General features: G+C 66.8%; 28 protein-coding genes. 11 read left to right on the plus strand and 17 right to left on the minus strand.

The annotated features are described in order from the left end of the window. Nucleotides 1-41: 41 nt before the first annotated feature. The 4 genes from nirD (at nt 42) to AC3QLZ_RS16020 (ending at nt 2048) form a co-directional block, all read left to right on the plus strand. Entirely contained in the window at nt 42-350 is a 309-nt protein-coding gene (nirD, locus tag AC3QLZ_RS16005; protein WP_014236900.1) for a nitrite reductase small subunit NirD, read from the plus strand. A 211-nt stretch (nt 351-561) separates the two neighbouring features. After that, the gene (locus AC3QLZ_RS16010; RefSeq protein WP_014236901.1) at nt 562-930 is read left to right on the plus strand and encodes a sirohydrochlorin chelatase; all 369 of its coding nucleotides are present in this window, start codon (nt 562-564) and stop codon (nt 928-930) included. Nucleotides 931-954: 24 nt separating this feature from the next. Further along, nucleotides 955-1530, plus strand: coding sequence for an ANTAR domain-containing response regulator (locus AC3QLZ_RS16015; RefSeq protein ID WP_014236902.1), 576 nt, complete (start codon nt 955-957; stop codon nt 1528-1530). 122 nt (nt 1531-1652) lie between these two features. Continuing rightward, nucleotides 1653-2048 (plus strand): hemerythrin domain-containing protein, encoded by a 396-nt coding sequence (locus tag AC3QLZ_RS16020; RefSeq protein WP_014236903.1) that lies wholly within the window; start codon nt 1653-1655, stop codon nt 2046-2048. 45 nt (nt 2049-2093) lie between these two features. Here AC3QLZ_RS16020 and AC3QLZ_RS16025 read toward each other — a convergent pair whose 3' ends face one another. Then, the gene (locus AC3QLZ_RS16025) at nt 2094-2693 is read right to left on the minus strand and encodes a YIP1 family protein (protein WP_014236904.1); all 600 of its coding nucleotides are present in this window, start codon (nt 2691-2693) and stop codon (nt 2094-2096) included. 520 nt (nt 2694-3213) lie between these two features. On the opposite strand from AC3QLZ_RS16025, the gene AC3QLZ_RS16030 reads away from it, so the two are divergent. The 3 genes from AC3QLZ_RS16030 (at nt 3214) to AC3QLZ_RS16040 (ending at nt 6333) form a co-directional block, all read left to right on the plus strand. Next, nucleotides 3214-4491, plus strand: coding sequence for a CmpA/NrtA family ABC transporter substrate-binding protein (locus tag AC3QLZ_RS16030; protein WP_014236905.1), 1278 nt, complete (start codon nt 3214-3216; stop codon nt 4489-4491). A 148-nt stretch (nt 4492-4639) separates the two neighbouring features. Further along, nucleotides 4640-5530, plus strand: coding sequence for a nitrate ABC transporter permease (gene ntrB / locus AC3QLZ_RS16035; RefSeq protein ID WP_014236906.1), 891 nt, complete (start codon nt 4640-4642; stop codon nt 5528-5530). Nucleotides 5531-5532: 2 nt separating this feature from the next. Next, nucleotides 5533-6333: an ABC transporter ATP-binding protein gene (locus tag AC3QLZ_RS16040; RefSeq protein ID WP_014236907.1), complete on the plus strand. Its 801-nt coding sequence runs from the start codon at nt 5533-5535 to the stop codon at nt 6331-6333. Nucleotides 6334-6520: 187 nt separating this feature from the next. On the opposite strand, the gene AC3QLZ_RS16045 is transcribed toward AC3QLZ_RS16040, so the two are convergent. Both AC3QLZ_RS16045 and AC3QLZ_RS16050 read right to left on the minus strand, forming a co-directional pair. Next, nucleotides 6521-6790 (minus strand): hypothetical protein, encoded by a 270-nt coding sequence (locus tag AC3QLZ_RS16045; protein WP_014236908.1) that lies wholly within the window; start codon nt 6788-6790, stop codon nt 6521-6523. Nucleotides 6791-6929: 139 nt separating this feature from the next. Continuing rightward, the gene (locus AC3QLZ_RS16050) at nt 6930-8126 is read right to left on the minus strand and encodes a glycosyltransferase (RefSeq protein WP_014236909.1); all 1197 of its coding nucleotides are present in this window, start codon (nt 8124-8126) and stop codon (nt 6930-6932) included. Between the two features lie 242 nt (nt 8127-8368). On the opposite strand from AC3QLZ_RS16050, the gene AC3QLZ_RS16055 reads away from it, so the two are divergent. Next, nucleotides 8369-9514 carry an HD domain-containing phosphohydrolase gene (locus AC3QLZ_RS16055; protein WP_050804288.1) on the plus strand — a complete coding sequence of 382 codons (1146 nt, stop codon included), beginning with the start codon at nt 8369-8371 and terminating at the stop codon, nt 9512-9514. 11 nt (nt 9515-9525) lie between these two features. Here the strand turns inward: AC3QLZ_RS16055 and AC3QLZ_RS16060 are convergent, their stop codons facing one another. The 5 genes from AC3QLZ_RS16060 to AC3QLZ_RS16080 form a co-directional block, all read right to left on the minus strand. Further along, on the minus strand, nt 9526-9852 hold the full coding sequence (locus tag AC3QLZ_RS16060; protein ID WP_014236911.1) for a DMT family transporter: 327 nt from the start codon (nt 9850-9852) through the stop codon (nt 9526-9528). 1 nt (nt 9853) lies between these two features. Next, nucleotides 9854-10618 (minus strand): fused MFS/spermidine synthase, encoded by a 765-nt coding sequence (locus AC3QLZ_RS16065; RefSeq protein WP_014236912.1) that lies wholly within the window; start codon nt 10616-10618, stop codon nt 9854-9856. Between the two features lie 81 nt (nt 10619-10699). Beyond that, nucleotides 10700-11095 carry a hypothetical protein gene (locus tag AC3QLZ_RS16070; protein ID WP_014236913.1) on the minus strand — a complete coding sequence of 132 codons (396 nt, stop codon included), beginning with the start codon at nt 11093-11095 and terminating at the stop codon, nt 10700-10702. A gap of 11 nt (nt 11096-11106) precedes the next feature. Then, entirely contained in the window at nt 11107-11301 is a 195-nt protein-coding gene (locus AC3QLZ_RS16075) for a hypothetical protein (RefSeq protein WP_014236914.1), read from the minus strand. A 66-nt stretch (nt 11302-11367) separates the two neighbouring features. Further along, nucleotides 11368-11790, minus strand: a complete 423-nt coding sequence (locus AC3QLZ_RS16080) for a hypothetical protein (protein ID WP_014236915.1) — start codon at nt 11788-11790, stop codon at nt 11368-11370. Nucleotides 11791-12658: 868 nt separating this feature from the next. Here AC3QLZ_RS16080 and AC3QLZ_RS16085 point away from each other — a divergent pair. Continuing rightward, nucleotides 12659-12979: a hypothetical protein gene (locus AC3QLZ_RS16085; RefSeq protein WP_043798011.1), complete on the plus strand. Its 321-nt coding sequence runs from the start codon at nt 12659-12661 to the stop codon at nt 12977-12979. A 61-nt stretch (nt 12980-13040) separates the two neighbouring features. Here AC3QLZ_RS16085 and AC3QLZ_RS16090 read toward each other — a convergent pair whose 3' ends face one another. The 9 genes from AC3QLZ_RS16090 to AC3QLZ_RS16130 form a co-directional block, all read right to left on the minus strand. Next, nucleotides 13041-13694, minus strand: a complete 654-nt coding sequence (locus AC3QLZ_RS16090) for a DUF47 domain-containing protein (RefSeq protein WP_014236918.1) — start codon at nt 13692-13694, stop codon at nt 13041-13043. An 11-nt stretch (nt 13695-13705) separates the two neighbouring features. Further along, on the minus strand, nt 13706-14749 hold the full coding sequence (locus tag AC3QLZ_RS16095) for an inorganic phosphate transporter (protein ID WP_014236919.1): 1044 nt from the start codon (nt 14747-14749) through the stop codon (nt 13706-13708). Between the two features lie 101 nt (nt 14750-14850). Further along, nucleotides 14851-16011 carry a phospholipase A gene (locus AC3QLZ_RS16100; RefSeq protein WP_014236920.1) on the minus strand — a complete coding sequence of 387 codons (1161 nt, stop codon included), beginning with the start codon at nt 16009-16011 and terminating at the stop codon, nt 14851-14853. A 61-nt stretch (nt 16012-16072) separates the two neighbouring features. Further along, nucleotides 16073-16525 (minus strand): arsenic resistance N-acetyltransferase ArsN2, encoded by a 453-nt coding sequence (gene arsN2 / locus AC3QLZ_RS16105; protein WP_014236921.1) that lies wholly within the window; start codon nt 16523-16525, stop codon nt 16073-16075. Then, on the minus strand, nt 16509-17564 hold the full coding sequence (gene arsB, locus AC3QLZ_RS16110; protein ID WP_014236922.1) for an ACR3 family arsenite efflux transporter: 1056 nt from the start codon (nt 17562-17564) through the stop codon (nt 16509-16511). The genes arsN2 and arsB overlap by 17 nt, the downstream gene beginning before the upstream one ends. Nucleotides 17565-17615: 51 nt before the next feature. Next, complete coding sequence (locus AC3QLZ_RS16115) at nt 17616-18095, minus strand: arsenate reductase ArsC (RefSeq protein ID WP_014236923.1); 480 nt, start codon at nt 18093-18095, stop codon at nt 17616-17618. Between the two features lie 3 nt (nt 18096-18098). Further along, nucleotides 18099-18482 (minus strand): ArsR/SmtB family transcription factor, encoded by a 384-nt coding sequence (locus tag AC3QLZ_RS16120; protein ID WP_492783270.1) that lies wholly within the window; start codon nt 18480-18482, stop codon nt 18099-18101. Between the two features lie 319 nt (nt 18483-18801). After that, nucleotides 18802-20226: an ATP-binding protein gene (locus AC3QLZ_RS16125; RefSeq protein WP_014236925.1), complete on the minus strand. Its 1425-nt coding sequence runs from the start codon at nt 20224-20226 to the stop codon at nt 18802-18804. A 3-nt stretch (nt 20227-20229) separates the two neighbouring features. Continuing rightward, nucleotides 20230-20919 carry a response regulator transcription factor gene (locus tag AC3QLZ_RS16130; protein ID WP_014236926.1) on the minus strand — a complete coding sequence of 230 codons (690 nt, stop codon included), beginning with the start codon at nt 20917-20919 and terminating at the stop codon, nt 20230-20232. A 215-nt stretch (nt 20920-21134) separates the two neighbouring features. Here AC3QLZ_RS16130 and AC3QLZ_RS16135 point away from each other — a divergent pair, with 215 nt between their 5' ends. Continuing rightward, nucleotides 21135-21701 (plus strand): Spy/CpxP family protein refolding chaperone, encoded by a 567-nt coding sequence (locus AC3QLZ_RS16135; protein ID WP_014236927.1) that lies wholly within the window; start codon nt 21135-21137, stop codon nt 21699-21701. A 1-nt stretch (nt 21702) separates the two neighbouring features. Continuing rightward, on the plus strand, nt 21703-22968 hold the full coding sequence (locus AC3QLZ_RS16140) for an alpha/beta hydrolase family protein (protein WP_014236928.1): 1266 nt from the start codon (nt 21703-21705) through the stop codon (nt 22966-22968). Nucleotides 22969-23179: the final 211 nt, after the last annotated feature.

Below are 23179 nucleotides of genomic sequence, written 5' to 3' on the forward strand. Positions count from 1 at the left end.
CTCTGTGCCCTCTGTGGCAAAACGGTTTTAAGGAACGAAAAATGAGCCAATGGAAAAACCTCTGCGCCCTGGAAGACATCCCCCTGCTGGGTTCCCGGGTGGTGCAGCACCCGGGCGGCGATATTGCCGTGTTCCGCACCGACGGCGATGCCGTCTTCGCTCTCCACGACAAGTGCCCCCACAAGGGCGGGCCCCTCTCCCAGGGCATCGTGCACGGCCAGCGGGTGACCTGCCCCCTGCACAGCTGGAACATCGAGCTGGCCAGCGGCGAGGCGGTGGCGCCGGACCAGGGCTGTACCGCCCGCTTCCAGGTGAAGGTGGAAGACGGCCGGGTCTGGCTCCAGGCCTGACAGGGAAACGGCCATGCCCGGAGAGGCAGAAGGGACGGGCCTGACGGCCATGCCATGGCGGAGAAGTCCGTCCCTGCTGCCTCCTGGCGATGGCATGGAACCAATGGCCGTTCCGGCGGCCGAAGCAGGGGACGTCGCGGCCTTTGCCGGCTGCGGCAAAAGGCGATATCGATCAATTCCCTCGCCCCTTGCCTTCACCCATAATCCAGACATGATCCAAACTGCCCTCATCCTTTTCGGCCACGGCGCCCGGGACCCCCAGTGGGCCGAGCCCATGCAGCGCGTGCAGCGCGCCATCCAGGCGCGGGAGCCCCAGCGCCGCGTCGCCCTGGCCTTCCTCGAATTCATGGAACCGACCCTGGAACAGTGCGTCGCCCAGCTGGCCGACGAGGGCGTCACCAGCATCCGCCTGGCGCCCATGTTCATGGCCCAGAGCGGCCACCTGAAGCGGGACCTGCCCCTGCAGGTGGAAGCCGCGGCACGGCAGCATCCCCAGCTCAGCATCCACATCGCCGGCGCCATCGGCGAAGCCCCGGGCGTGATCGACGCCATGGCCGAGCACATCCTCGCCCTCGACTAGGCCTTTTCAGGAATCCTCCGACCCATGCTGCGCGTTCTCGTCATCGATGAATCCCAGAGCCGGGCCGCCGACATCTGCGCCGGCCTGGTCAAGGCCGGCCACCAGGTGGCGGCCGTGCTGGCCTCGTCCCTGGACCTGGCGGGAAGGGTGGAGGAACTGAAGCCCGACGTCATCCTCATCGAAACCGACAGCCCCAGCCGGGACACCCTGGAACACCTTTCCGCCATGAACCGGGACATGCCCCGGCCGGTGATCATCTTCGCCAACGACGACGATTCGGGCCTGATCCGGGAGGCCATGAAGGCCGGCGTCTCCTCCTACGTGGTGGATGGCCTGGACCCGGCCCGCATCAAGCCCATCGTCGAGGTGGCCCGGGCCCGCTTCGAGGAAACCCTGGCCCTGCGCCGGGAACTGGCGGAAACCACGCAGAAGCTGTCCGACCGCAAGATCATCGAGCGGGCCAAGGGCCTGCTCATGAAGACCCGCAAGATGGAAGAGGAAGAGGCCTACCACGCCCTGCGCCGCCTGGCCATGGACCGGGGCCAGAGCATCTCCCGGGTCTCCCGGGACGTCATCGAGATGGCCAAGGTCCTGCTCTGAAGGCCGGGCCGCCGGCCCATCCCTGGCTTTGACCCGGGTGATGCTGGGTTTGATTTGCATCCTGGCCCCGGTTCCCCGTCCGGCGCCATACTGTCTCCCATCACCCTTTCCGGGAGTCCGCCATGAAACGCCATCCCGCCCTGTTGCAGTTGTCCCGCGAACACCACACCGCCCTCAAGCTGTCCCTGGATTGCCGCAAGGCCGTGCTGGCGGCCGACCAGGCGGCCATGAACGCCCTGGCGGGCCAGATGTCGAGCCTCTTCGCCGCCGAGCTGGAACCCCACTTCCAGCGCGAGGAAGAGGAATTGCTGCCCTGGCTGGAAGCCGCCGGCGAGCACCAGCTGGTGGCCCGCACCCTGGCCGAGCACGCCCAGCTGCGGGGCCTGGCCGAGCGCATCGGCCGGGGCGACCGGGGCGCCCTGGAAGCCTTCGCCACAGCCCTGAGCGATCACGTGCGTTTCGAGGAACGGGAGTTGTTCGAGAAGGCCCAGGAATATCCGGCCTTCGCCGTCGGCTGAGGTTGTGCCGGGACGCGGCCCCGGCAGGGGCGATGGCGCCCTGGTCTAGTGGATCAGGACCAGGGCCAGGATGACGGTCCACGCCGGCAGGGCGCAGACCATGATGACGCCGCAGAAGAGGGTGGCCAGGCAGTCGTCCTCCACCGCCAGCAGGCGGCGGATGCAGCGGTACATGGCGTAGCTGGAAAGGGCCAGGGCGACCATGCCGGTGATGAGGATGAAAATCAGGCTGGGCACGGCCAGGGCCAGGGAGGCCAGCCATAGGGGAATGGTGCTGAGGGTCACCACCAGGAAGGCCTGGCGCCGGTTCATCGGCACCTGGAAGAAGCGCCCGGCCAGGTGGGCGACGCCCGCCAGCAGGGGCACCATCAGCAGTTCCCAGGCCAGGATGAGCAGCAGGCGTTCCCAGCTGGGGGCAATGAAGCCGGCGATGATGCGGTTGCCGTAGGCGTTGCCGGCGAAGTTGGCCATCACCGGCAGCAGCAGGGAGAGGGGCAGGGCGATGAGGAGAAAACTGACGGCGGCGGAGGGCAGATGCTCCACGTCGTCCCAAAGGATGTCGTGGTTTTCCTGCGTGCCTGCACTGCCCATCATCCAGCCCGACAGTAAACGCGGGGCTTCCATGGGCTGTTGCTGGATATCCATGTTTCCCTCCCGCTCCCGATACGTGCGGGAGCATTATTTTGTGTTGCATGCCATCAACAACCCGATAATCATAAGAACATCGGATGCCAGTGTCTTTAGGCGTTTGGTCATAGATGGGGTCGGCGCTTTCGCCGTTCCCCTTTCCTCTCCCGCCGTCGCTCCCCATTCCGCTGTCCTTCCTCCGCTGTCGCTGCAACCGCCGGCCCGGGTTCCCCCTTCTTGTGCGGCGGTCACGCCATGGCGCACCGCAGCAGTGCGCTCCGGTGCCGCGGATGGATTTTTTCAGGGTGGTGGGAATGTGGCTATCTATATGAAGTAACGGTGAATTCCAGATATTTTTGCTGCCTGGCACGGTGGTTGCTGAACTAGGTCGTAAGTCGGACCAATGGCGGTTCGAGCAACGCCGGGCAGCGCAGTGAAGCCCTGACCGGCAAACGGACAAAGGCGTCCATCCGCGTGTTCTCTCTCCTCTCACGCGGGTGTGACGCCTTTTCTTTTTTCTGAGGTCAAGGAGCATGGAATGTCCAAGCAAAAGCAATTCGAGGCACCCGATGCCGTGGCGGCGGAACGCCGCGAGTTCGTCAAATCCGCCGGCCTCCTGGGCTTGGGAGCAGCGCTCATGGGCCTGACTCCCGGTCTGCGTGCCGCCGCCTTTGCCGCCGGTTCCGACGCACCGGAAAAGACCGAGGTGAAGATCGGCTTCATTCCCCTGACCGACTGCGCCTCCGTGGTCATGGCCGCGGCCAAGGGCTTCGACAAGAAGTATGGCATCAAGATCGTGCCCACCAAGGAGGCCTCCTGGGCCGCCGTGCGCGACAAGCTGGTGAATGGGGAACTGGATGCGGCCCACGTGCTGTACGGCCTCATCTACGGCGTGCACCTGGGCATCGGCGGGCCGAAGAAGGACATGGCCAGCCTCATGACCCTCAACAACAACGGCCAGGGCATCACCCTCTCCAGCCAGCTGAAGGACAAGGGCGTCACCGACGGCGCCGCCCTGAAGAAGCTGATCAGCAGCGAGAAGCGGGAATTCACCTTTGCCCAGACCTTCCCCACGGGCACCCATGCCATGTGGCTCTACTACTGGCTGGCGGCCCACGACATCAACCCCATGAAGGACGTCAAGACCATCACCGTGCCGCCCCCCCAGATGGTGGCCAACATGCGGGTGGGCAATATGGACGGCTACTGTGTCGGCGAGCCCTGGAACGCCCGGGCCATCATCGACAAGGTGGGCTTCACCGCCGCCACCACCCAGGACATCTGGACCGACCATCCGGAAAAGGTGCTGGGCACCACCGCCGACTGGGCGGCCAAGCACCCGAAGACCGCCGTGGCCGTCACCGCCGCCATCCTGGAGGCTTCCCGCTGGATCGACGCCTCCCTGGCCAATCGCCGGGAGACGGCCGAGACCATCGCCGCCAAGGCCTACGTCAATACGGATGTGGACGTGATCCTGGACCGCATGCTGGGCCGCTACAGCAACGGCATCGGCAAGACCTGGGACGACAAGAACCACATGAAGTTCTTCAACGACGGCCAGGTAAATTTCCCCTACCTCTCCGACGGCATGTGGTTCCTCACCCAGCACCGCCGCTGGGGCCTGCTCAAGGACGATCCGGACTACCTGGGCGTGGCCAAGGCCATCAACCAGGTGGGCCTGTACCGCCAGGCGGCGGAGAAGGCCGGGGTGGCCGTGCCCAAGAGCGACCTGCGTTCCTCCAAGCTGATCGACGGCGTGGTGTGGGACGGCAAGGACCCGAAGAAATACGCCGCCAGTTTCAAGGTGCGCGCCTAAAAGCAACCGGCGGCCGTCCCGGCGGGGCCGGGGGCCGCCTCCATCCGTGCATGGGGGAATGATCATGACGACGATGACTTTGATTCAGGGCAACACCGCGCTGGCGGCCAGCCCGACGAACGATGCAACAGACCAGGGAGCAGCCGCCATGGCCATGAATGACAGCAGTGTGGGGAGCGGCCCGGCCGCCTCCGTGACGGCGGCCCCGGTGCCGCCATCGGCGCAGGAGCCGGCCCGGGCTGCCGCCGGCCGGCGCAGCAACGAGGCCCTGGTGGGTGTGCTCAAGGTGGTGCTGCCGCCCCTGATCGGCCTGGCCGTCTTCGTCGGCCTCTGGTACCTGGTCTCCATGACCAGCCCCCAGCTGCCCGGGCCGGCCAAGACCTGGGCCTCGGCGGTGCAGCTCTTTGCCGATCCCTTCTACCAGAACGGTCCCAACGACATGGGTATCGGCTGGAACATCCTCAACTCCCTGCAGCGTGTCGGCATCGGCTTCGGCATGGCCGCCCTGATCGGCATTCCCGCCGGCTTCCTGCTGGGGCGCTTCGATTTCCTCAACCGCATGATGTCGCCCATCATCAGCCTGCTGCGGCCCGTCTCGCCCCTGGCCTGGCTGCCCATCGGCCTGCTGGTGTTCAAGGCGGCCAACCCGGCGGCCATCTGGGTCATCTTCATCTCCTCCATCTGGCCCATGATCATCAACACCGCCGTGGGCGTGCAGCGCATTCCCAAGGACTACCTGAACGTGGCCCGGGTGCTGGACCTGCCGGAGTGGAAGGTGTTCACCAAGATCCTCTTTCCCGCCGTGCTGCCCTACATGCTCACCGGGGTGCGCCTTTCCATCGGCGTCGCCTGGCTGGTGATCGTCGCCGCGGAAATGCTCACCGGTGGCGTCGGCCTGGGCTTCTGGGTGTGGGACGAGTGGAACAACCTCAACGTCGAACACATCATCATCGCCATCTTTGTCGTCGGCCTGGTGGGGCTCCTGCTGGAGCAGGCCCTGGTGCTGCTGGCCAACCGCTTCAGCTACGAGGAGAAGTAAGCATGGAAAAATTCGTCCAGATCGAAGCCGTCGGCCAGACCTTCGATACCAAGAAAGGCAAGTTCGTCGCCCTGCGCGACGTGGATCTGTCCATCCGCCAGGGGGAGTTCATCGCCCTCATCGGCCACTCCGGCTGCGGCAAGTCCACGCTGCTCAACCTCATCGCCGGCCTCACCCGGCCTACGGATGGTGCTCTCATCTGCGACGGCCGGGAGATCGCCGGCCCCGGGCCGGAGCGGGGGGTGGTCTTCCAGAACCATTCCCTGCTGCCCTGGCTGACCTGCTTCGACAACGTCTACCTGGCGGTGGAGCGGGTTTTCGCTGCCAAGGAGGGCAAGGCCAAGCTGAAGCAGCGCACCCACGACGCCCTGGCCCTGGTGGGCCTGACCCACGCCGAGACCAAGTTCCCCCACGAGATTTCCGGGGGCATGAAGCAGCGGGTGGGCATTGCCCGGGCCCTTTCCATGCAGCCCAAGGTGCTGCTCATGGATGAGCCCTTCGGCGCCCTGGATGCCCTGACCCGAGCCAAGCTGCAGGACGAGCTGATGAAGATCTGCGATGCCACCCAGGCCACCGTGGTCATGGTCACCCACGATGTGGATGAGGCGGTGCTGCTGTCGGACCGCATCGTCATGATGACCAACGGCCCGGCCGCCACCATCGGCGAAATCCTCAGCGTGGACCTGCCGCGGCCGCGCAATCGCCTGGCCCTGGCCAACGACCCGAAATACATCGCCGCCCGGGCGGCGGTGCTGGAGTTCCTCTACGAGAAGCAGGCCCACAAGGAAGTGCTGGCAGCCTGAAGCGTGGTCCCGGGTCTCTGCCGCCGGGCGGCGATCCGGGGCTCACAGGCCGGATCGCCGCTGCCGGCGCAGGTGGGTGGAAGCGGCGCAAGGACTGCCGCAGAGTGCAGGAAGAAGGTGGGATTCGGCCGCCGGGGAGAGTAGAAGGCGCCGAATCCCGGCCGGCTTGGGGCCGGTCAATAGCGCCTCAGGCTCTGGGCGCCAAAGGGTGGCTGGTCTGGAAGTGCTGGTAGGTGCGGGATAGCTCGTTGGCCCGTTCCACTTCCCCGTGTTCCAGGGCGGTGGCGATGTTGTCCAGAAGCATGGAGTGCAGATCGCGCACCCCTTCTTCCGTATGCAGCAGGGTGTCGCACAGCTCGGCGGCGACGATGACGGGAATGTGCTCGTGTTGGGCGATGGCAGAAATTTCTTCCTGCTCCATGTCGCAGAAGTCGAGGCAGTCTTTTAAGGACAGCATGGGATTCTCCTCCTGTATTGCTAAGACGGTCTGTCGGCTCGGCCCCGGTGTTGCCGGTCGGGCGGCCAGGAAAGCATTTTGTTGTTGTAGGACCGTCCCCCCTTTGTGCGGGTGTAATGGGTGGGAGAACACCCTCATGTTAGTCCACTGGCGAAGATGTGCAAGGGGTCAGGGGCCCTGTGTTCATGCGGCTCTGCAGCAATTCCGCCAGGGCCTGGCGCAGGCGCCCGGCACAGGCAGGGGCCGACCATTCCAGCACGTATTCCCGGGCTTCCCGGGCCAGCCGCTGGCGTTGTTCTGGGTTCTGCAGCAGGTTGGCCAGGGCCTCGGCGAACTCCGCCGGATCGTCGGGCGGCGAGACGGCGCCCCGCGCCGGCATGAGGATGTCCCGGGTGCCCATGATGGAGAGGGCCACCACCGGCACCCCTTCGGCCATGGCCTCCAGCAGTACCAGGCCCTGGGTCTCGGTGCGTGAGGCGAAGACGAAGGCGTCGGCCGCCGCATAGCAGGCCGGCAGCTCGTCCCGGCGGTGCAGGTAGCCGACGAAACGGACCTTGTCGCTGGTGCCCAGGGCCTCCGCCAGCCGCCGCAGACCCGCCAGGGCCGGGCCCTCGCCGGCCACCACCAGATGCAGTTCCGGCAGGCGCAGCAGGGCCAGGCGGTGGGCCTGAAGGAGGAAGTCGATGTTCTTTTCCCCCGCCACCCGGCCGACGAACAGGGCCACCGGCGTTTCCGGCGCCAGGCCGAGGCGCTGGCGGAAGGCGGCGCCGTCGCCCTGGCCGAACTGTTGCAGGGGAATGCCGGTGGGCACCACCCGCAGAGGCGTGGTGACGCCGTAGCTTTGCAGGCGCTCGGCCATGGCGGTGGAGGGGACGATGACCCCGTCCAGGGCATTGCACTGGCGCCGGGAAAAGCGCCGGGTCAGCCCCCGCAGCATGCCCTTGGGCAGGAAGGGGATGTAGTGGTGGAAATATTCCTCGAACAGGGTGTGGTAGGTCTCGACGCAGGGAACCCCCAGCCGCTTGGCCAGGGCGGTGCCGGCGTAGTGGGCGATGAAGGGGGTCTGGATGTGGATCAGGTCGATGTCCATGCCCCGAAGTTGTTCCTCGTGGGCCAGGATGGTGCGCAGTTCCATGCGCCGGTCTTCCGGGTCCAGGGGCAGGCGATGGGAGGCGATGCGGATGATGCCGGGCTCGGCCTGGGCGCCCGGGTAGTCGGGCACCATGAGGGTGACCCGGTCCCCGGCGGCCTCGAATTCCCGGCGGAAAGTCTCGATGGAGGTGGAAACCCCGTTGATGCGCGGGAAATACACATCGGAAAGCATCAGTACGTGCATGGCGTCTTCCCAGGGAAAAATCCGACCATACGATGCGGGGGTTACGCTGCCGTTTCCGTTTTGTGGCAGGTTTTTTGCTGCATTTTTTTCCCGGCGCCTGTCTGCTTGCGCCGGTTAATCCAGCTTGTCAGCAACCCGTCATATTGCGGCTTGATGATTATGATTCGTATAATGCCTTTCGCTCTGTGTGGTGGTATCCGACCGTGACCGTGGTTTCTTCCCTTGTCCAGCCTCCAGCGCTGTTGCCGGACCTGCCTGTCTTCTCCCATGAAGACGGGCTGGACCTGTTGCACCAGTCCCTGCCCCTGCAGGAGAAGCTGGAACGGATTCACGACCACCTGCGCCAGTCCCTGCCATTCATCGACCGTATCGCCGTCGCCTCCTACGAGCCCCTGACGGACAACCTGAAAACCTTCCTCCATTCCAGCGACGGGGAAGCGCCCCTTTCCTTCTACGAGAGCAAGCTGTCGGCCTCCTCGTCCCTGACGGAAATCGCCACCTCCCGGCGCCCCCGGGTCATCAACGACATGGACGTGCTGTCCCAGGATCTGGTGCGGGAGCATTCCCGGCGGGTGCGCAGCAGCGGCTACGGCGCCAGCTACACCATGCCGGTGGCCCATAACGGCGCTCTCTACGGCTTTCTCTTCTTCAATTCCCGGCAGAAGTGGGTGTTCGACGCCCAGGCCCTGCACCACCTGAATATGGTGGGGCACCAGCTGTCCCTGGTGGTGGTCAACGAACTGGCCTGCCTGCGCACCCTGATGGCCTCGGTGCGCACCGTGACCCAGATCGCCCAGATCCGGGATTTCGAGACGGGGGCGCACCTGGAGCGCATGGCCCACTACTCCCGCATCATTGCCCAGGAAGTGGCACCCCGCTTCAAGCTGGACGATGCCTTCGTCGAGTACCTGTACCTTTTCGCCCCCCTGCACGACATCGGCAAGGTGGCGGTGCCCGATTCCCTGCTGCTCAAGCCGGGCCGGCTGGAACCCGAGGAGTTTGTGCAGATCCAGCAGCACACGGTGAAGGGGCGGCAGATCGTCGATTCCATGCTGGAAAATTTCGGCATCCAGGGCATGCAGCGTTCGGAAATGCTGCGCAACATCGTCCTGCACCACCATGAGTCCCTGGACGGCAGCGGCTATCCCCATGGCCTGCGGGGCGACGACATCCCGGTGGAGGCCCGCATCGTCGCCGTGGCCGACGTCTTCGACGCCCTCACCAGCGAGCGCCCCTACAAGGAGGCCTGGAGTAACGACCAGGCCTTTTCCATGCTGGCCGAGATGGCCGGGCGCAAGTTCGACCACGACTGCGTCGATGCCCTGCTGCGCAACCGCAGCGAGATCGACCGCATCCAGGGCCGGTTCGCCGAGGACTTCCTCGGCTGAGGGGTCGCCCCCTAGTGGGCGGTGCGGGAGAAGAGCTGGATCACGGCGACGCCGGCGACGATCAGCCCCATCCCCAGCAAGGCAGGAGCGTCCAGACGCTGGTCGTACACCAGCCAGCCGATGAGGGAGACCAGGGCGATGCCCACGGCCGACCACACGGCATAGGCGACGCCCATGGGAATGACCCGGAGGGTCAGGGAGAGAAAGTAGAAGGCGAGGCCGTAGCCGGCCACCACCACCAGGGAGGGCAGGGGCCGGGTAAAGCCGGCGGCGGCTTTCAGGGCCGAGGTGGCGATGACTTCGGCGACGATGGCGATGGCCAGGTGCAGCCAGTGCATGTCACAGACTCAGGCGTCCGCCGGCCAGGCTGCCGGCCATCTGCAGGCGGGTCACGGTGGGCAGCAGGTTGAGCCCGGTTTCCCGCTTCAGCGTTTCGGCCCGGGTCCGCAGTTCGTCCAGACCGACGGCGACCGGATTGCCGGATGCGGCGAAGGCAATGGCGTTGCCGCTGTCGCAGGAGGGGAAGACCAGGGCGCGGCCGTCGAAGGCCTGGCGCAGGCGTTCGGCGCTGGCGGCAAAGCCCCGGTTGCGTCCCAGCAGGTTGATGCTGAGCAGGCCGTCGGCCGTCAGCCGTTCCCGGCAGTGCTGGTAGAAGGGGGCGGTATCCAGGCCGCCGGCCCGGGCGTCGGGATCGAAGCCGTCCACCAGGATCAGGTCGTACTGTTCCTGGCTGGCGGCCATGAAGGCGGCGCCGTCATCGATGTGGATGGTCAGGCGTGCCGGGTCCTGGGGCAGCTTGAAGTGGAAACGGGCCACCAGCTCCACCTCGGGATTGATCTCCACCACGGTGATGCGGGTCTGGGGCAGGTGGCGGTAGATGTACTTGGTCAGGGAGCCGGCGCCCAGGCCGATCAGCAGGGCGTGGCGGGGCCAGGGCGTCTCCTGTCGCAGCAGCAGGCCGGCCATCATTTCCCGGGTGTAGGCCAGTTCCAGGTTCCACGGCCGGGCGATGCGCATGGCCCCCTGGACCCAGTCGGAACCGAAATGCAGATAGCGGACGCCGGCTTCTTCGCTGACGTCGATGTCATGACGCGGATGGCTCATGGGAGTGGTCGCTGGTCAAAGGGGCCACATCTTGGCCCGGATGGCCGCTTTTGGCTAGTCCCGGCGGGGAGCCGTTCCGCCTCAGTTGATCCGGGGCAGGCCGGTGCTTTGCACGGTGCGGGCCAGGGGCGGCGAGAGCTGGGAGAGGAAGTGGACCTGGATCAGCAGGCCTTCACCCGCCGTGCTGACGGCCAGCATGATGTCCCGGTAACGGGGGCCTTCGGGGCCGTTGAGAGGGTTCTCGTCGAAGACGCACAGGTCGATGCCGCTGCCCGGGGAAAAATCCTCCCGGTTCCTGGTCAGGGGGCCGAAGATGCGGGACTTGATGCCCATTTCCGCCAGCAGTGCCACCGCCCGGTTGGCCGCGGCGGCACTGCGCTCGCGGCAGAGCCGGTTGCGGTACTGCTGCCGCTTGTCGCCCGGGCCAAAGTCGCCGCCGGGCAAGGCTTCCTGAATCAATGGTGCCGGAGAGGTCATGGTGGTATCGCCTAGTTGAGCATGGCCATGGCCGAGAGGGTGAAAAATGCTCCCCCCAGGGCCAGTAGGACCAGCCAGGTGCGGCGATAGCTCTTGTTCAGCAGCGCGTCGATTTCGGCAAAGTCGAACAGGTGCCCGTCCTTGCCGGTGGTGACCGCTTCATTCCCTTTTCTGCCTTGCCGGTGGCGGCTCCGGTGTTTGGCCATGACTCCCTCCCGTATCTGTGGCGGATAAATCCATAACTGGGTACTCGAACTGCCAGAAGTGTCGTTTTAAGGTGAGTTGCAGGGGCTGTCATTGCCTGCGCCCAGGCTGCTGCGGCCGTGCTCGAGGATGTGCAGGCGCATCTTCGGCGTCAGCTGCTCCAGCCACAGGACGCGCACGCCCAGGGGGCCGGCCACGTCGCGGATGGTCTGGCCGACGGTGGAGGCCAGTTCCCCGTCCGCCGCCGCCGGTTCCACGATGCAAAGTTCGATGGGGGAGGGATAAGGCAGTTTTTTGCCGGGCTGGGTCAGTTTTCCGAAAACCCGGGCGGAAACGCCAAGATCCTTGAGGGCGTCCAGGGTCTGGTTGGCGGCCACCCGGCAACGCGCGTGGTGGATGCGGTCCCGGTAGGCCAGCACCTGGTCGATCTTGATCACCAGGGGTGAACCCTGGTCGTCCAGCCCCGTCAGTCTTGCGCTTGTGACTGGCATCGGCCGGCTCCTAGCGGAGAACAAAAAGCAGGGACATCAGTCCAAAAGAGGCGAGAAAGCCCGCGATCATGTACCAGGTGTGGCGGATGCACTGCCGCACCATGAGCTCCACCGCCTCCGGGTCCAGAGGGGGATGGGGGAACTGCTGCGGCTTTGTCGCGGAGGGCGGACTGCTGTTCTGCCTGGCGTTCATCGCGGGGACCTCACCTGTCGAAATGTTCTTTTGATCCTGATCTGCGTTCGGTGGTGGCTGGTGACCTGTTGCTATAATCGATTGCGAATATTCATCTGCCGCTTCCGGTCATCTTTTTCCGTGTTATATGCCGAAGAAATTGGGGAAGCAGTGCCCCGTCTCCCATCGCTGGAAACTGTCGCAACAGCGTGATTCAGGGGAAAAGCCCGTGTTTCTTCGGGATTACCTAAGGTTTACCCGGGTTGTTGGGCGGGGGAAAAAGGCGATACATTGAACTGCCTGCGGAGGCGCAGTGCCGGAGGCCGGCAAACTAGGCTGGCCGGCCTTCCTGTCTGTGCTCCCTTGAACAGTCTGGGAATCGGTGTCGCCGATTCTTGCTGTCTTGCTCTCCCGGTGCCCAGGTAACCCTTGTGCGAAAAGTCGGCATGGGCCGATTTTCCTGATAACAAAGGATAACTATGACCACGATAGTATTTAATGCCAAATATGGAATGTTGTCAATGCCATATTTGGATGCATACGGGTTGGCGCCCGGGGCCTTCATTAATTGTTAACAATCTGATTTATAAAAAGATAATAATGGCTCCTGGAATATTGCTTGGGCAAAGGTTGAAGGAAGTGCGGGCAGTCTTAGGCCTGAAACAGGTCGAGATATGTTCCATATCTGGTATTCCTTTGAGCACCTACCGCAAATACGAGATCGAACTGGCTCTGCCCGGCGCCGAAGCCATCGCCGGCCTGATCCGCGCCGGGATCAATGCCAACTGGCTGCTTACGGGCCAGGGCTCGATGCATCTGAACGACCAGTCGGTGCCGCCCGAATCCCTGCGCCTGGCCCGGGCCATACAGTCCGTGGAGGAGCGGCTGGCGGTCCTGGGGGCCACCATCCCGCTGCAGAAGCGGGTGCATCTGATCCTGCTGGTCTACGACCTGCTGGGGGAGGATGGGGAATTGAAGCCGGAGCGGGTCAACAGCCTGGTCGAGCTGGCCGTGTGAGAGGACAGCCGGCAGGCTGGGCTGCCGATAAGGGCCGGCTGGGGGCCGGCCCGGGGCGCCGTCAGGTGATCTTCACCACGATGTCGTGCAGGGTGTTGGCGCAGTTGGCCATGCGATCAGCAGCGTTGGAGAGGTGACGGTAGATTTCCCGCCGCTTGAACATGGTGATGTAGTCGTCGCCCTGGAAGAGGGCGGCGATGGCGCGGCGGTAGGACTTCTCCGCCTTGCGCTCGGCCTTGCGCGCCATGTCCGCATCGAGGGCGGCGGCGCCGGGCTGGGTGGCCAGCTTGGTGAAGCCGGCGACCAGAGCATCCACCCCTTCCTTCAGGTGCAGGGCCATTTCCAGATCGAACTTGTCTGGCGTCACTTCCAGCACGCTCATTTCACTGACCGTGGTCTTGCAGTAGTTCACCACCTCGTCCATGTCCAGGATCGCCCGGTAAATGTCCTCCCGGTCGATGGGGGTGGAAAAGGCCTCGTTCAAGGTGTGCAGGTTGCGGATCTTCAGCCGGTCCGCCTCGTGCTCGTCCTGGCGGATCTGCTGGCCGATGGCCGCATCGCCGGTCTCCATGTATTCCACCAGCAGGTTGGCCGTGTGGTTCACCTGGATCGCCTGTTCTGCCAGCAGGCGGAAGAAATCCGGCACCTTGGGAAAGACCCGGTCGAAGAGGCGGCGGAAGATGGGCTTCTGGCGGTCGTCGTCGTTGCTGTCCATGGTGGTTCTCCTTAAGCCGGCCCGAGGAACAGGCGCAGCACGGCGTAGATCAGGATGGCGGCCAGCGCGGCGCCGGGGATGGTGATGACCCAGGTGGTGGCGATTTCCTTGGCCTTGTTCCAGCGCACCGCCCGGGGCCGCTCCGAGGCGCCGATGCCCATGATGGAGGTGGCCACCACGTGGGTGGTGGAGACCGGGGCGCCGGCCAGGGAGGCGGCGAAGATGACGGCGGCCGAGGTCAGCTGGGAATTGAGGGCGTGCAGGGGGCGCACCCGGTAGATGGCGAAGCCCAGGGTGCGCACGATGCGCCAGCCGCCGGAAAGGATGCCCAGGGTGATGGCCGAGGCGCAGGCCAGGATGACCCAGAAGGGCACCGTGAAAGTGGGGATGAAGCCGCCCAGCAGCAGCACCAGGGTGAGGATGCCCATGCTCTTCTGGGCGTCGTTGGCGCCGTGGGAAAAGGCCAGGCCGGCGGCGGTGAGGAACTGGGCGCCCTTCAGGCCCCGGTTGGCGGCAGGCTTGGCCGCCAGCAGCAGGGCGTGCATCAGGCGCTGCACGGCGTAGCCGCACCAGAAGCCGATCAGCGGGGAGAGCAGCAGGGCCAGCAGGACCTTCATCACGCCGCTGACATGGCCGTTGTGGAACAGTTCGCGAAAGCCCCACACCACCTGGTCGGCGCCGGCGGACACCACCACCACGCCCACCAGCCCGCCCACCAGGGCGTGGGAGGAGGAGGAGGGAATGCCGCGCCACCAGGTCAACAGGTTCCAGACGATGGCGCCGAGCAGGCCGCACAGCAGGATGGTCAGGGCGCTGGCCGGATCGATGCCGTCGAGGCGGACGAAGGAGCCGATGGTGTTGGCCACCGCGGTGCCGCCCAGGAGGGGGCCGAGGAATTCGAAGATGCCGACGATGATCACCGCCTGGGCCGGGGTCATGGCCCGGGAGGCGATGACGGTGGCGACGATGTTGGCGGCGTCGTGGAAGCCGTTGGTGTAGTCGAAGCAGAGCACCACCACGACGGTGGCGACGGCGAGCCAGAAGAGGAGGTCCACGTTGTTGTTCTCATTGTGTCGGTGGTATGACGGACATTACCCCAGGATGGCCGTCCTGCAAATCCCCCGACCCGGTGCTGCGCCGCACCAGAAGCCGATCTTCAGCGCACGATGGAGAAGCCGACGCGGACCTGGGTCTCCCGTTCCCGGTTGTAGTCCAGCAGGCTTTCGCCGTAGCCGGAGAAGAGCTGGAAGTGGAGGAAGCCGCCGGCCCGGGCGAAGATGCTTTCCCGCAGCGGGTAGGAGAGGTCCAGCTGGGCGTTGCCCTTGCCCGCCGTGCCGCGCCGCACCTGGGCCGCCAGCATCCAGCCGTCGTCCTTGCCGTAGCGGGCGATCCAGTCGGCGTGGCCTCGGTAGCGGGCGATGTCCGGGTTGTCTTCCTTGTCCAGATAGCCGTAGAACTTGGGCGAGAAGCTGAGGCTGGTGCCGCCGTTGAAATCCCAGCGCCAGGTGGGCTGGGCGAAAAGCATGTCGATGGAGCGGGAACTGCTGCCGTCCTTGCCGTTGGATTCGTGCTCGTAGCCGGCCCGCAGGCGGGCGGGGCGCAGGCCCGAATTGCCTTCCCCCAGGTTCCACTGCCAGAACAGGCTGGGGCGGTAGCTGGTGTCGCGGAAGGGCTTGGATTCCTCCGCCAGGTCCCAGATGGAAGTCTGGGTGTAGCCGAAGTGCAGGTTGCGCAGCCAGGGCAGGGCCTGGCCGATGGCGCCGTCCGGCTCCACCAGGCGGTACTTGAAGCTCAGCTGAAAGCGGGCATTGACGCCGCCGCGGCTGCCCAGCACCAGGTACATGGGCTCGTTGGCGGAGATCACCGGCTCGTCCGGATAGTCGTTGGCGGCGACGCCTTCAGGCTGGGTTTCCGCCGCCGGTGCCGGTGCGCCGGGGGCCGGTGCCGCCGCCAGCAGGGCCAGGCGGTTGGAATCCCGGTCCGCCAGTTCGACCCGTACCAGGCCGGCGATGTCCTCCGGCAACTGGGCCAGGTAGGGGCGCCGGGCACCGTCGGGCGAGACGGCGCCGGCCGGCCGCAGGGGCAGGTTGAGGATGCGTTCGCCAACCACCAGGCGCAGGCTCATGGTGCCGGGCCAGCCTGCAGCCGCTGCCGGCTTGGCGATTTCCAGGCGCAGCGCCCGGCCGGCGGTGGCGTTTTCGTCGTCGCTGGCGATGAGCCAGGCGGGCGCCGCCTGGAGCGGGCCGGCGCCCGCCAGGGCGGCCAGCAGGAACAGGCGGGGAGCGGCGCTCATCTTCTTGGGGCGGCGGGAAGTCATGGCCGGATGATGGCAGAGGATGGCCGTCGGGCAAAGCCCCGACTGCCGTAAAAGCAGGTAATCAGGCCGGCGGCAGGTGCTTGTGCATCAGCACGGCGCTGCTCGGGCAGGTACTGCGAAACTGGGCGTGGGCGGCGATGCCGGCGGGGGCCTGGCTGCGGGGCGCCACGCTGTAGCCGCGGGCGGCGAACCAGTCCCGGGCCGTGGTGGTGAGGAGATAGACATCGGTGATGCCGGCCTGGGCCGCCTCGGCCTCCAGGCGGCCTACCAGGGCCTTCGCCAGCCCAGTGCCCCGGGCCTCCGGGCGGACGGCCAGGGAGCGCAGCAGGGCTGCCTGCTGCCGGTATTCCATGGCGCCGCAGGCCAGCAGCTCCTGGCCCCGACGATAGAGGCGGAAGGCCGGCATGAGGTCCGGGCCGAGATCGTCCGCGGCCAGGCCACAGGCCTGCAGCAGGGCTCGCACCGACTCCAGGTCGGGCTCGCCGCCGCGGCGGAAATCAGCTGCGGCGCTCATACCAGTCCTTGCTGCCGTTGGCGATGCGCACCACCAGCAGCATCACCGGCACTTCGATGAGCACGCCCACCACCGTGGCCAGGGCGGCGCCGGAGGCAAAGCCGAACAGGCTGATGGCCGCTGCCACCGCCAGTTCGAAAAAGTTGGAGGCGCCGATGAGGGCCGAGGGACAGGCGATGTTGTGCTTTTCTCCCAGGGCCCGGTTGAGGCCGTAGGCCAGGGCGGCGTTGAACAGCACCTGGATCAGGATGGGCACGGCGAGCAGGGCGATGACCAGGGGCTGGGCCAGGATGGCCTCGCCCTGGAAGGCGAAGAGCAGCACCAGGGTGGCCAGCAGGGCGGCCATGGACCAGGGGCCGATGCGCGCCATGGCCGCGTCAAAGGCCGCCGGGCCCCGGGCCAGCAGGGAGCGGCGCCAGGCCTGGGCCAGCAGCACCGGGATGACGATGTAGAGCACGACCGAGGTGATGAGGGTGGCCCAGGGGACGGTGATGGCGGAGAGGCCGAGGAGAAAGGCCACCAGGGGGGCGAAGGCCAGCACCATGATGCTGTCGTTCACCGCCACCTGGGACAGGGTGAACAAGGGGTCGCCGTTGGTCAGGCGGCTCCAGACGAAGACCATGGCGGTGCAGGGGGCTGCGGCCAGGAGGATGAGGCCGGCGATGTAGCTGTCGATCTGTTCGGCCGGCAGCAGGGGGGCGAACAGCTGGCGGATGAACAGCCAGCCGAGAAAGGCCATGGAGAATGGCTTGACCAGCCAGTTCACCAGCAGGGTGACGCCGATGCCCCGCACGTGCTGGCGCACTTCGCCGAGGGCGGAGAAATCCACCTTGACCAGCATGGGGATGATCATGACCCAGATCAGCAGGCCCACCGGCAGGTTCACCCGGGCCACCTCCAGCCGGCCGACGGCCTGGAAGAACTGGGGCAGGGCCTGGCCGAGGAGAATGCCGGCGACGATGCACAGGCCCACCCACAGGGTCAGATAGCGTTCGAAGAGGTTCATGGCTGGCCGGGGGGCCGGGCAGGGCTGGTTCATGGCGGGGCTTTCGTTGATGGAGCGGGGCTGGCGGTCAGGGCGGCAGGCCGGTCAGGGGAGGAGGTGGCCGATGCGTTGCAGTTCGGCCTTGAAGCGGTCCGGATCGGTCGCCAGTTGCTGCAGGGGCAGGGCGAAAAAGGCTTCGATGCGGTGGCGCAGGATGCGATAGGCCGTGGCGAAGGCGGCCTCGATTTCCGCCTCGCTGCCGCTGGCATGGGCCGGATCCTCCACCCCCCAGTGACAGCGCAGCGCCGGCCCCAGGTAGGCCGGGCAGGTCTCGCCGGCGGCACTGGCGCAGACGGTGATGACCAGGTCCGGCACTTCGGGCAGCTGCTCCCAGGACTTGCTGTGGCAGGCGGCGGTTGGGATGCCTTCCCGGGCCAGCAGGGCCAGGGAGCGGGGATGGACCTGGCCGGTGGGTTGGCTGCCGGCGCTCATGGCCCGCCAGCCGGCCGGGGCCAGATGGTTGAAGGTGGCCTCCGCCAGGATGGAGCGACAGGAATTGCCGGTGCAAAGGAAAAGGACGTTCATGGCTCAGGCTTGCTCCTGGTCGTTGGGCGGTTGCCCCTGCAGGACCGGCAGCAGGGAGGGGGAACAGCCGGCCGCCTGGCCCAGGGCGGCACACTGTTCCGGGTGGCCGCCGCAGCACTCGGCGGTGAGGTAGGCGATCAGTTCCAGCATCAGGGGCAGGTTGGCCCGGTAGCGCTGGAAGCGCCCTTCCTGGGTGACGCTAACCAGCCCGGCCTGGGCCAGGCCCTTGAGATGGAAGGACAGGTTGTTGGGCGGCAGCCCCAGGGTGGCGGCAATTTCCCCCGCCACCATGCCGGCGGTGCCCTGCTTCACTAGCAGGCGGAAGGCCTTCAGGCGGATGCCGGAGGCCAGGGATTCGAAAACGGTGGTGGCGATGTCCTGGTTCATGCTGCAATTTTACAAGAACTATTGAAATATATGTGTGACGGTGGCAATGAAGGCGGGGATGGCGGCAGGGGCCGACGGTGAATGGCCCGTGCCGGCGGGCGGCGCAGGAGGAAAGATGGCCGGCAACTGGCTCGGCAGCCGGCCCCGCAAGCGGGGTGACCAATGGGCCGGCAAATGATCTGCTGGTTGGGCTGGGGCAGGGCTGGAGCAGCAGGCGTCTGGGCAAGGAAGTGTGTGGAAGTCGGTGACGGGTCACCGGCCACGCCAGGGGCCTTGCTGCGGATGCTCCGACGGCGCAGGGGCCGTCGGGGCGAGGGGCTCAGGCCGGGATGGGCTGCAGGGGCAGGTGGATTTCCACCTGGAGTCCGCCATCGGGGCGGTTGCTGGCCCGGATGCTGCCGCCGTGGGCCTGGATGGCGCGGCGGGCGATGGCCAGGCCCAGGCCGTAGCCCCGCTGCTGCTCCCGGTCGGCGCCGCGGAAGAAGGGGACGAAAATGGCGTCCAGTTCCGCTTCGGGCACGCCCGGGCCGGCATCGGCGACGCGGACCCGGAGGCTGTCCCCGTCCCGTTCGGCCTCCACCGTGACCCGGGTGCCGGGGGCGGTGTATTTGATGCCGTTGCGGATGACGTTTTCCAGGGCCCGGCCGAGCAGTTCCGGGCGGCCGCGGATGAAGGCCGGGGCCTCGCCGCAGCGGTCCTGGAAGTCCACGTGGCGGCCCTGGGCTTCGGCCTCGAAGGCGGCGTCGTCCACGATGCTGTGCAGCAGGGCCGGCAGGTCGATCTCGTCTTCCAGGGGACCGGAGGTGCCGGAATCGAGGCGGGCCAGGGTCAGCAGTTCATCCACCATCTCGTCCAGGCGCTGGGTTTCCCGCTCGATACGCTCCAGGGCGCCGGCGATGCGGCTGGGGTCCTGGTGCACCAGGCCCACCGCCGCCTGCAGGCGGGCCAGGGGGGAGCGCAGCTCGTGGGAGACGTCGTGGAAGAGGCGGCGCTGGGTGGCCATCAGGGCTTCCAGCTGCTGGGCCATGGCGTCGAATTCCTGGCCCAGTTCGCCGATCTCGTCCTTGCGCTTGGCGAACTCCTGTCCCAGGCGGGTTTCCAGGCGGCCGGCGGCGACGGCGCGGAAACCCTGGCGCAGGCGGCGGATGGGGCCGACGATGGTCCACGCCAGGAGGGCGCTGAAGGCCAGGCTGGCCACCAGGCCGGTGGCGATGAGCAGCCAGGGCAGGGGGGGCTTGGGACCCATGTTCCGGTGGGGCGGCGGCGGGCCGCCGGGTTCCCCCAGCAGGTGCGCTTCCGGCGGGCCGCCGCCGGGGCCGAAAAGGTCCTCCGGGCGGAAGGGGCCGCCGGGCATGAAGAGGAGAATGGGGGAACTCATGGAGCGCTGCGCCAGGCGCCAGGGGCCGGGCTGTCCGTCACGGATGCCCTGGCGGGCCTTGTCCAGCGCGCCTTCCGGGACCGGCCGGCCGAGGAGGTCCATCCCCTGGGCGTCTACGGCATAGATAGGTTCCGGATGGCTTTGCTGCCAGTCCCGCAGCAGCTGCTTGAGGGATTCCTCCCCGTCGTGCTGCAGCAGGCTGGCGGCGACGCCGAGCATGAAGGTCGGCGGCTGGCCGGGCCGGCTGCCCTGCTGCTGCTCGAATTCGGCGGAACGGTGCAGCCAGATGAGACCGCCGACGATGATGTTGGCGGTGAGCAGGGTCAGCCAGAAGGTGACGAAGAACTTCCAGAAGAGGCGGCTCAAACCCTACTCCCGGGTGAGCTGGTAGCCGATGCCGCGCACCGTCTGGATCCAGGTGCGGCCGTCTTCCCGCAGGCCCAGCTTGTGGCGGATGCTGCTCATGTGCACGTCGATGCTGCGGTCGAAGCGGCTCAAGGGCCGGCCCATGGCCTGTTCCGATAGGTCCGGCTTGCTCACGGCCTTGCCGGCGTTGCGGGCCAGGACCTGGAGCAGGTTGAATTCGGTGCTGGTCAGGGTCAGGGGCGCCTCGCCCCACTGGGCGGCGCGGCGGGCGGGCCACAGGGTCAGGGGGCCGACCCGGATCTGGGCGGGAATGTCGTCCGCGCTCTCCCTGGTCTGGAAGCGGCGTAGCACCGCCCGGATGCGGGCCACCAGTTCCCGCGGCGTGCACGGCTTCTGCACGTAGTCGTCGGCGCCCATCTCCAGGCCGATGATGCGGTCGATGTCGTCGCCCTTGGCGGTCAGCATGATCACCGGCATGTCGCTGGCGGCGCGGATGCGGGAGAGGGCGTCCATGCCGCTGGCCTTGGGCATCATCACATCCAGTACCGCCAGGGCGTAATCGCCGGAAAGGGCGGCGGCGGCCCCCGCTTCGCCGTCGTGGGCCAGGGTGACGGAAAAGTCCTCTCGCTCCAGATATTCCCGGAGCATGTTGGCCAGTTCGGTGTCGTCGTCTACCAGTAGCAGCTTGGTCATGCTTGTCTCGAATTAACAGGGGATTACGGACGCCATGATAGCCGCCGCAAGTGCCTCTCCGGCCTTGCGGTTACAAGTTTTACCAGCCTTTACAGTGGGCGAACCGCCCTTTACCGCCGCCGGTACGACCATGGCTCCATGTCGAGACCGCCACCTCCGTCACGGGGCAGCCAGCTTCCCGACCTTCCCACCGTTTTCCCCTGAGGAGTCCGATCATGAATCTGCGATCCACCGTTGTCTCGGCCCTGCTGGCGCTCAGCCTGGCCGCTTCTTTCTCCGCCCGCGCCGACGGCCCCATGGCCGCACCGGGCCATTGCCCCATACTGCCGCCCGAGGGCGAACACCGCCACGGCGATGGCATGGGCCCGGGGGGCTTTTCCGGCGCCGATTTCGGCCCGGCCATGCCTTTCCCCCGGGAGATCCAGCTGAGTGAGGCCCAGAAGGACAAGCTGTTCGACCTCTTCCTCAACCAGGCCCGGGTCATGCGCGACAAGGGCAAGGCCCTGCAGAAGGCCGACGCGGACCTGCGCGCCGCCGCCGGGGGCGACGAAAGCCGCCTGCGCAGCCTGGTGGATGCCCGGGCCAGGGCCTGGGCGGAAGTGACCCTGCTGCGCCTGCGCGGCGAACGCCAGGCCCTGGAGGTGCTGACGCCGGAACAGCGGCGCCAGGTCGAGGAACTGCGGCAGAAGCGGGATCGGCAATGGGAATCCGGCCGGGGTGGCGAGCCTGTCTCTCCGCGCGACGGTCGTCCCGAATCCCGGCCCGAACCCCGCCGGAGCTGACATGGCCTTGCGCAATCCTCCCTTCGTGCCGCGCCGGCGCTTCCTCTCCCTTGGTGGCGGTGCCCTGCTGCTGAGCATGCTCGCCGCCTGCGGCAATTCCCGGCCCCGGCCCGACGACAGCGCGGAACGGCGCCTGGCCGAGCGGGGTTATCGCCCGGAACGGCATTTCGGCAGCGAAAGCCTGCGCCAGACCTGGTTCCTGGAGGAGGACAGCGTCGATGTGGCCCTGCTCATGCCCAGGGAAAGCGGCCCCTTCCCCCTGCTGCTCTACATGCCGGGCCTGGGGGAGAGTGCCGATGCCGGCCTGGCCTGGCGCCAGCAGTGGGCGGAGGCGGGCTATGGCGTGCTCTCCCTGCAGGGTGAAGAGCAGGGGCCGGCGGCCCTGCGCAGCGAACGGGCGCGCAATGCGGATTTCCAGAACCTGGCCCGGGAAGCCTTTGCCCAGCCTGCCCTGCAACGCCGGGCGCGCCTGGTGACGCGGGTGCTGGCCGAAGTCCGCCGGCGCCAGGGCGCCGGCCAGGGGCCCTGGACCCGCCTCGATGCGGGCAGCCCGGTGCTGGCCGGTTACGACCTGGGCGCCCAGACGGCCCTGGCTTTGGCCGGGGAACGGGGGCGCAACGGCACCGCCCTGGTGCCGCCCCTGGAGCGGGTGGCGGCGGTGCTGGCCCTGAGCCCCCATGTGGACGGCCTGGCCGGCGGCTTCGCCCAGCGCTACGGGGCGGTAACCGCGCCGGTGTTGCTGGTGACCGGCTCCGACGACAGCGACAGCTATGGCCTGGTGACCAATCCGGCGGCACGGCAGGCGCCCTTCCGCTATTTGCCGGAAGGCCGGGCCACCCTGCTGCTGCTCTACGGCGCCAACCACCGCCTCTTTGCCGGTGGTGCGGATGACGCTGGGGCAACGGCTGGCAAGGGGGCTCCCGATGGCGCATCCGGCGGTGCCGGTGGTGGCATGGGCGGCGGACGGGGTGGCGGCATGGGTGGCCCCGGAGGCGGCATGGGCGGTCCCGGTGGTGGTATGGGTGGTGGTATGGGTGGTGGTCCTTCCGGCGGCATGGGTGGGCCGGGTGGCGGCATGGATGGTGACGATCGCGGCGGTCCGGGCATGGGCGGCGGCAACGACGGCAAACGCCAGCGCCTCTACGTTCAGCACGTCAGCACCGCCTGGCTGGACGAGCAGGTGCGGCAGGACCCCATCGCCCGGGAATGGCTGGAACGCAATGCTCCCGCCTGGCTCGACGAAGCCGCCCGGCTGCAACGGCGGTGAGCGGCAATATTCTCCAGCCATTCGGCAAGTATTGCCGTTTATGTACGATGGTCTGGTTTTGTCGATTGTTAAGTTTTGTTAAGCATTTCAATTTATTGATTTATAAAGAATCGTTGTTTTTGTTAGTCGTATCTGAGTGGCTAGGTAGAAGCCTTTTCCGGCGCTTCAATCTTTCAAATACTCACGGTTTTTCGACGATCGGATTTCTCTT

This window comes from Azospira sp. MPR-LB4, assembly GCF_058809525.1.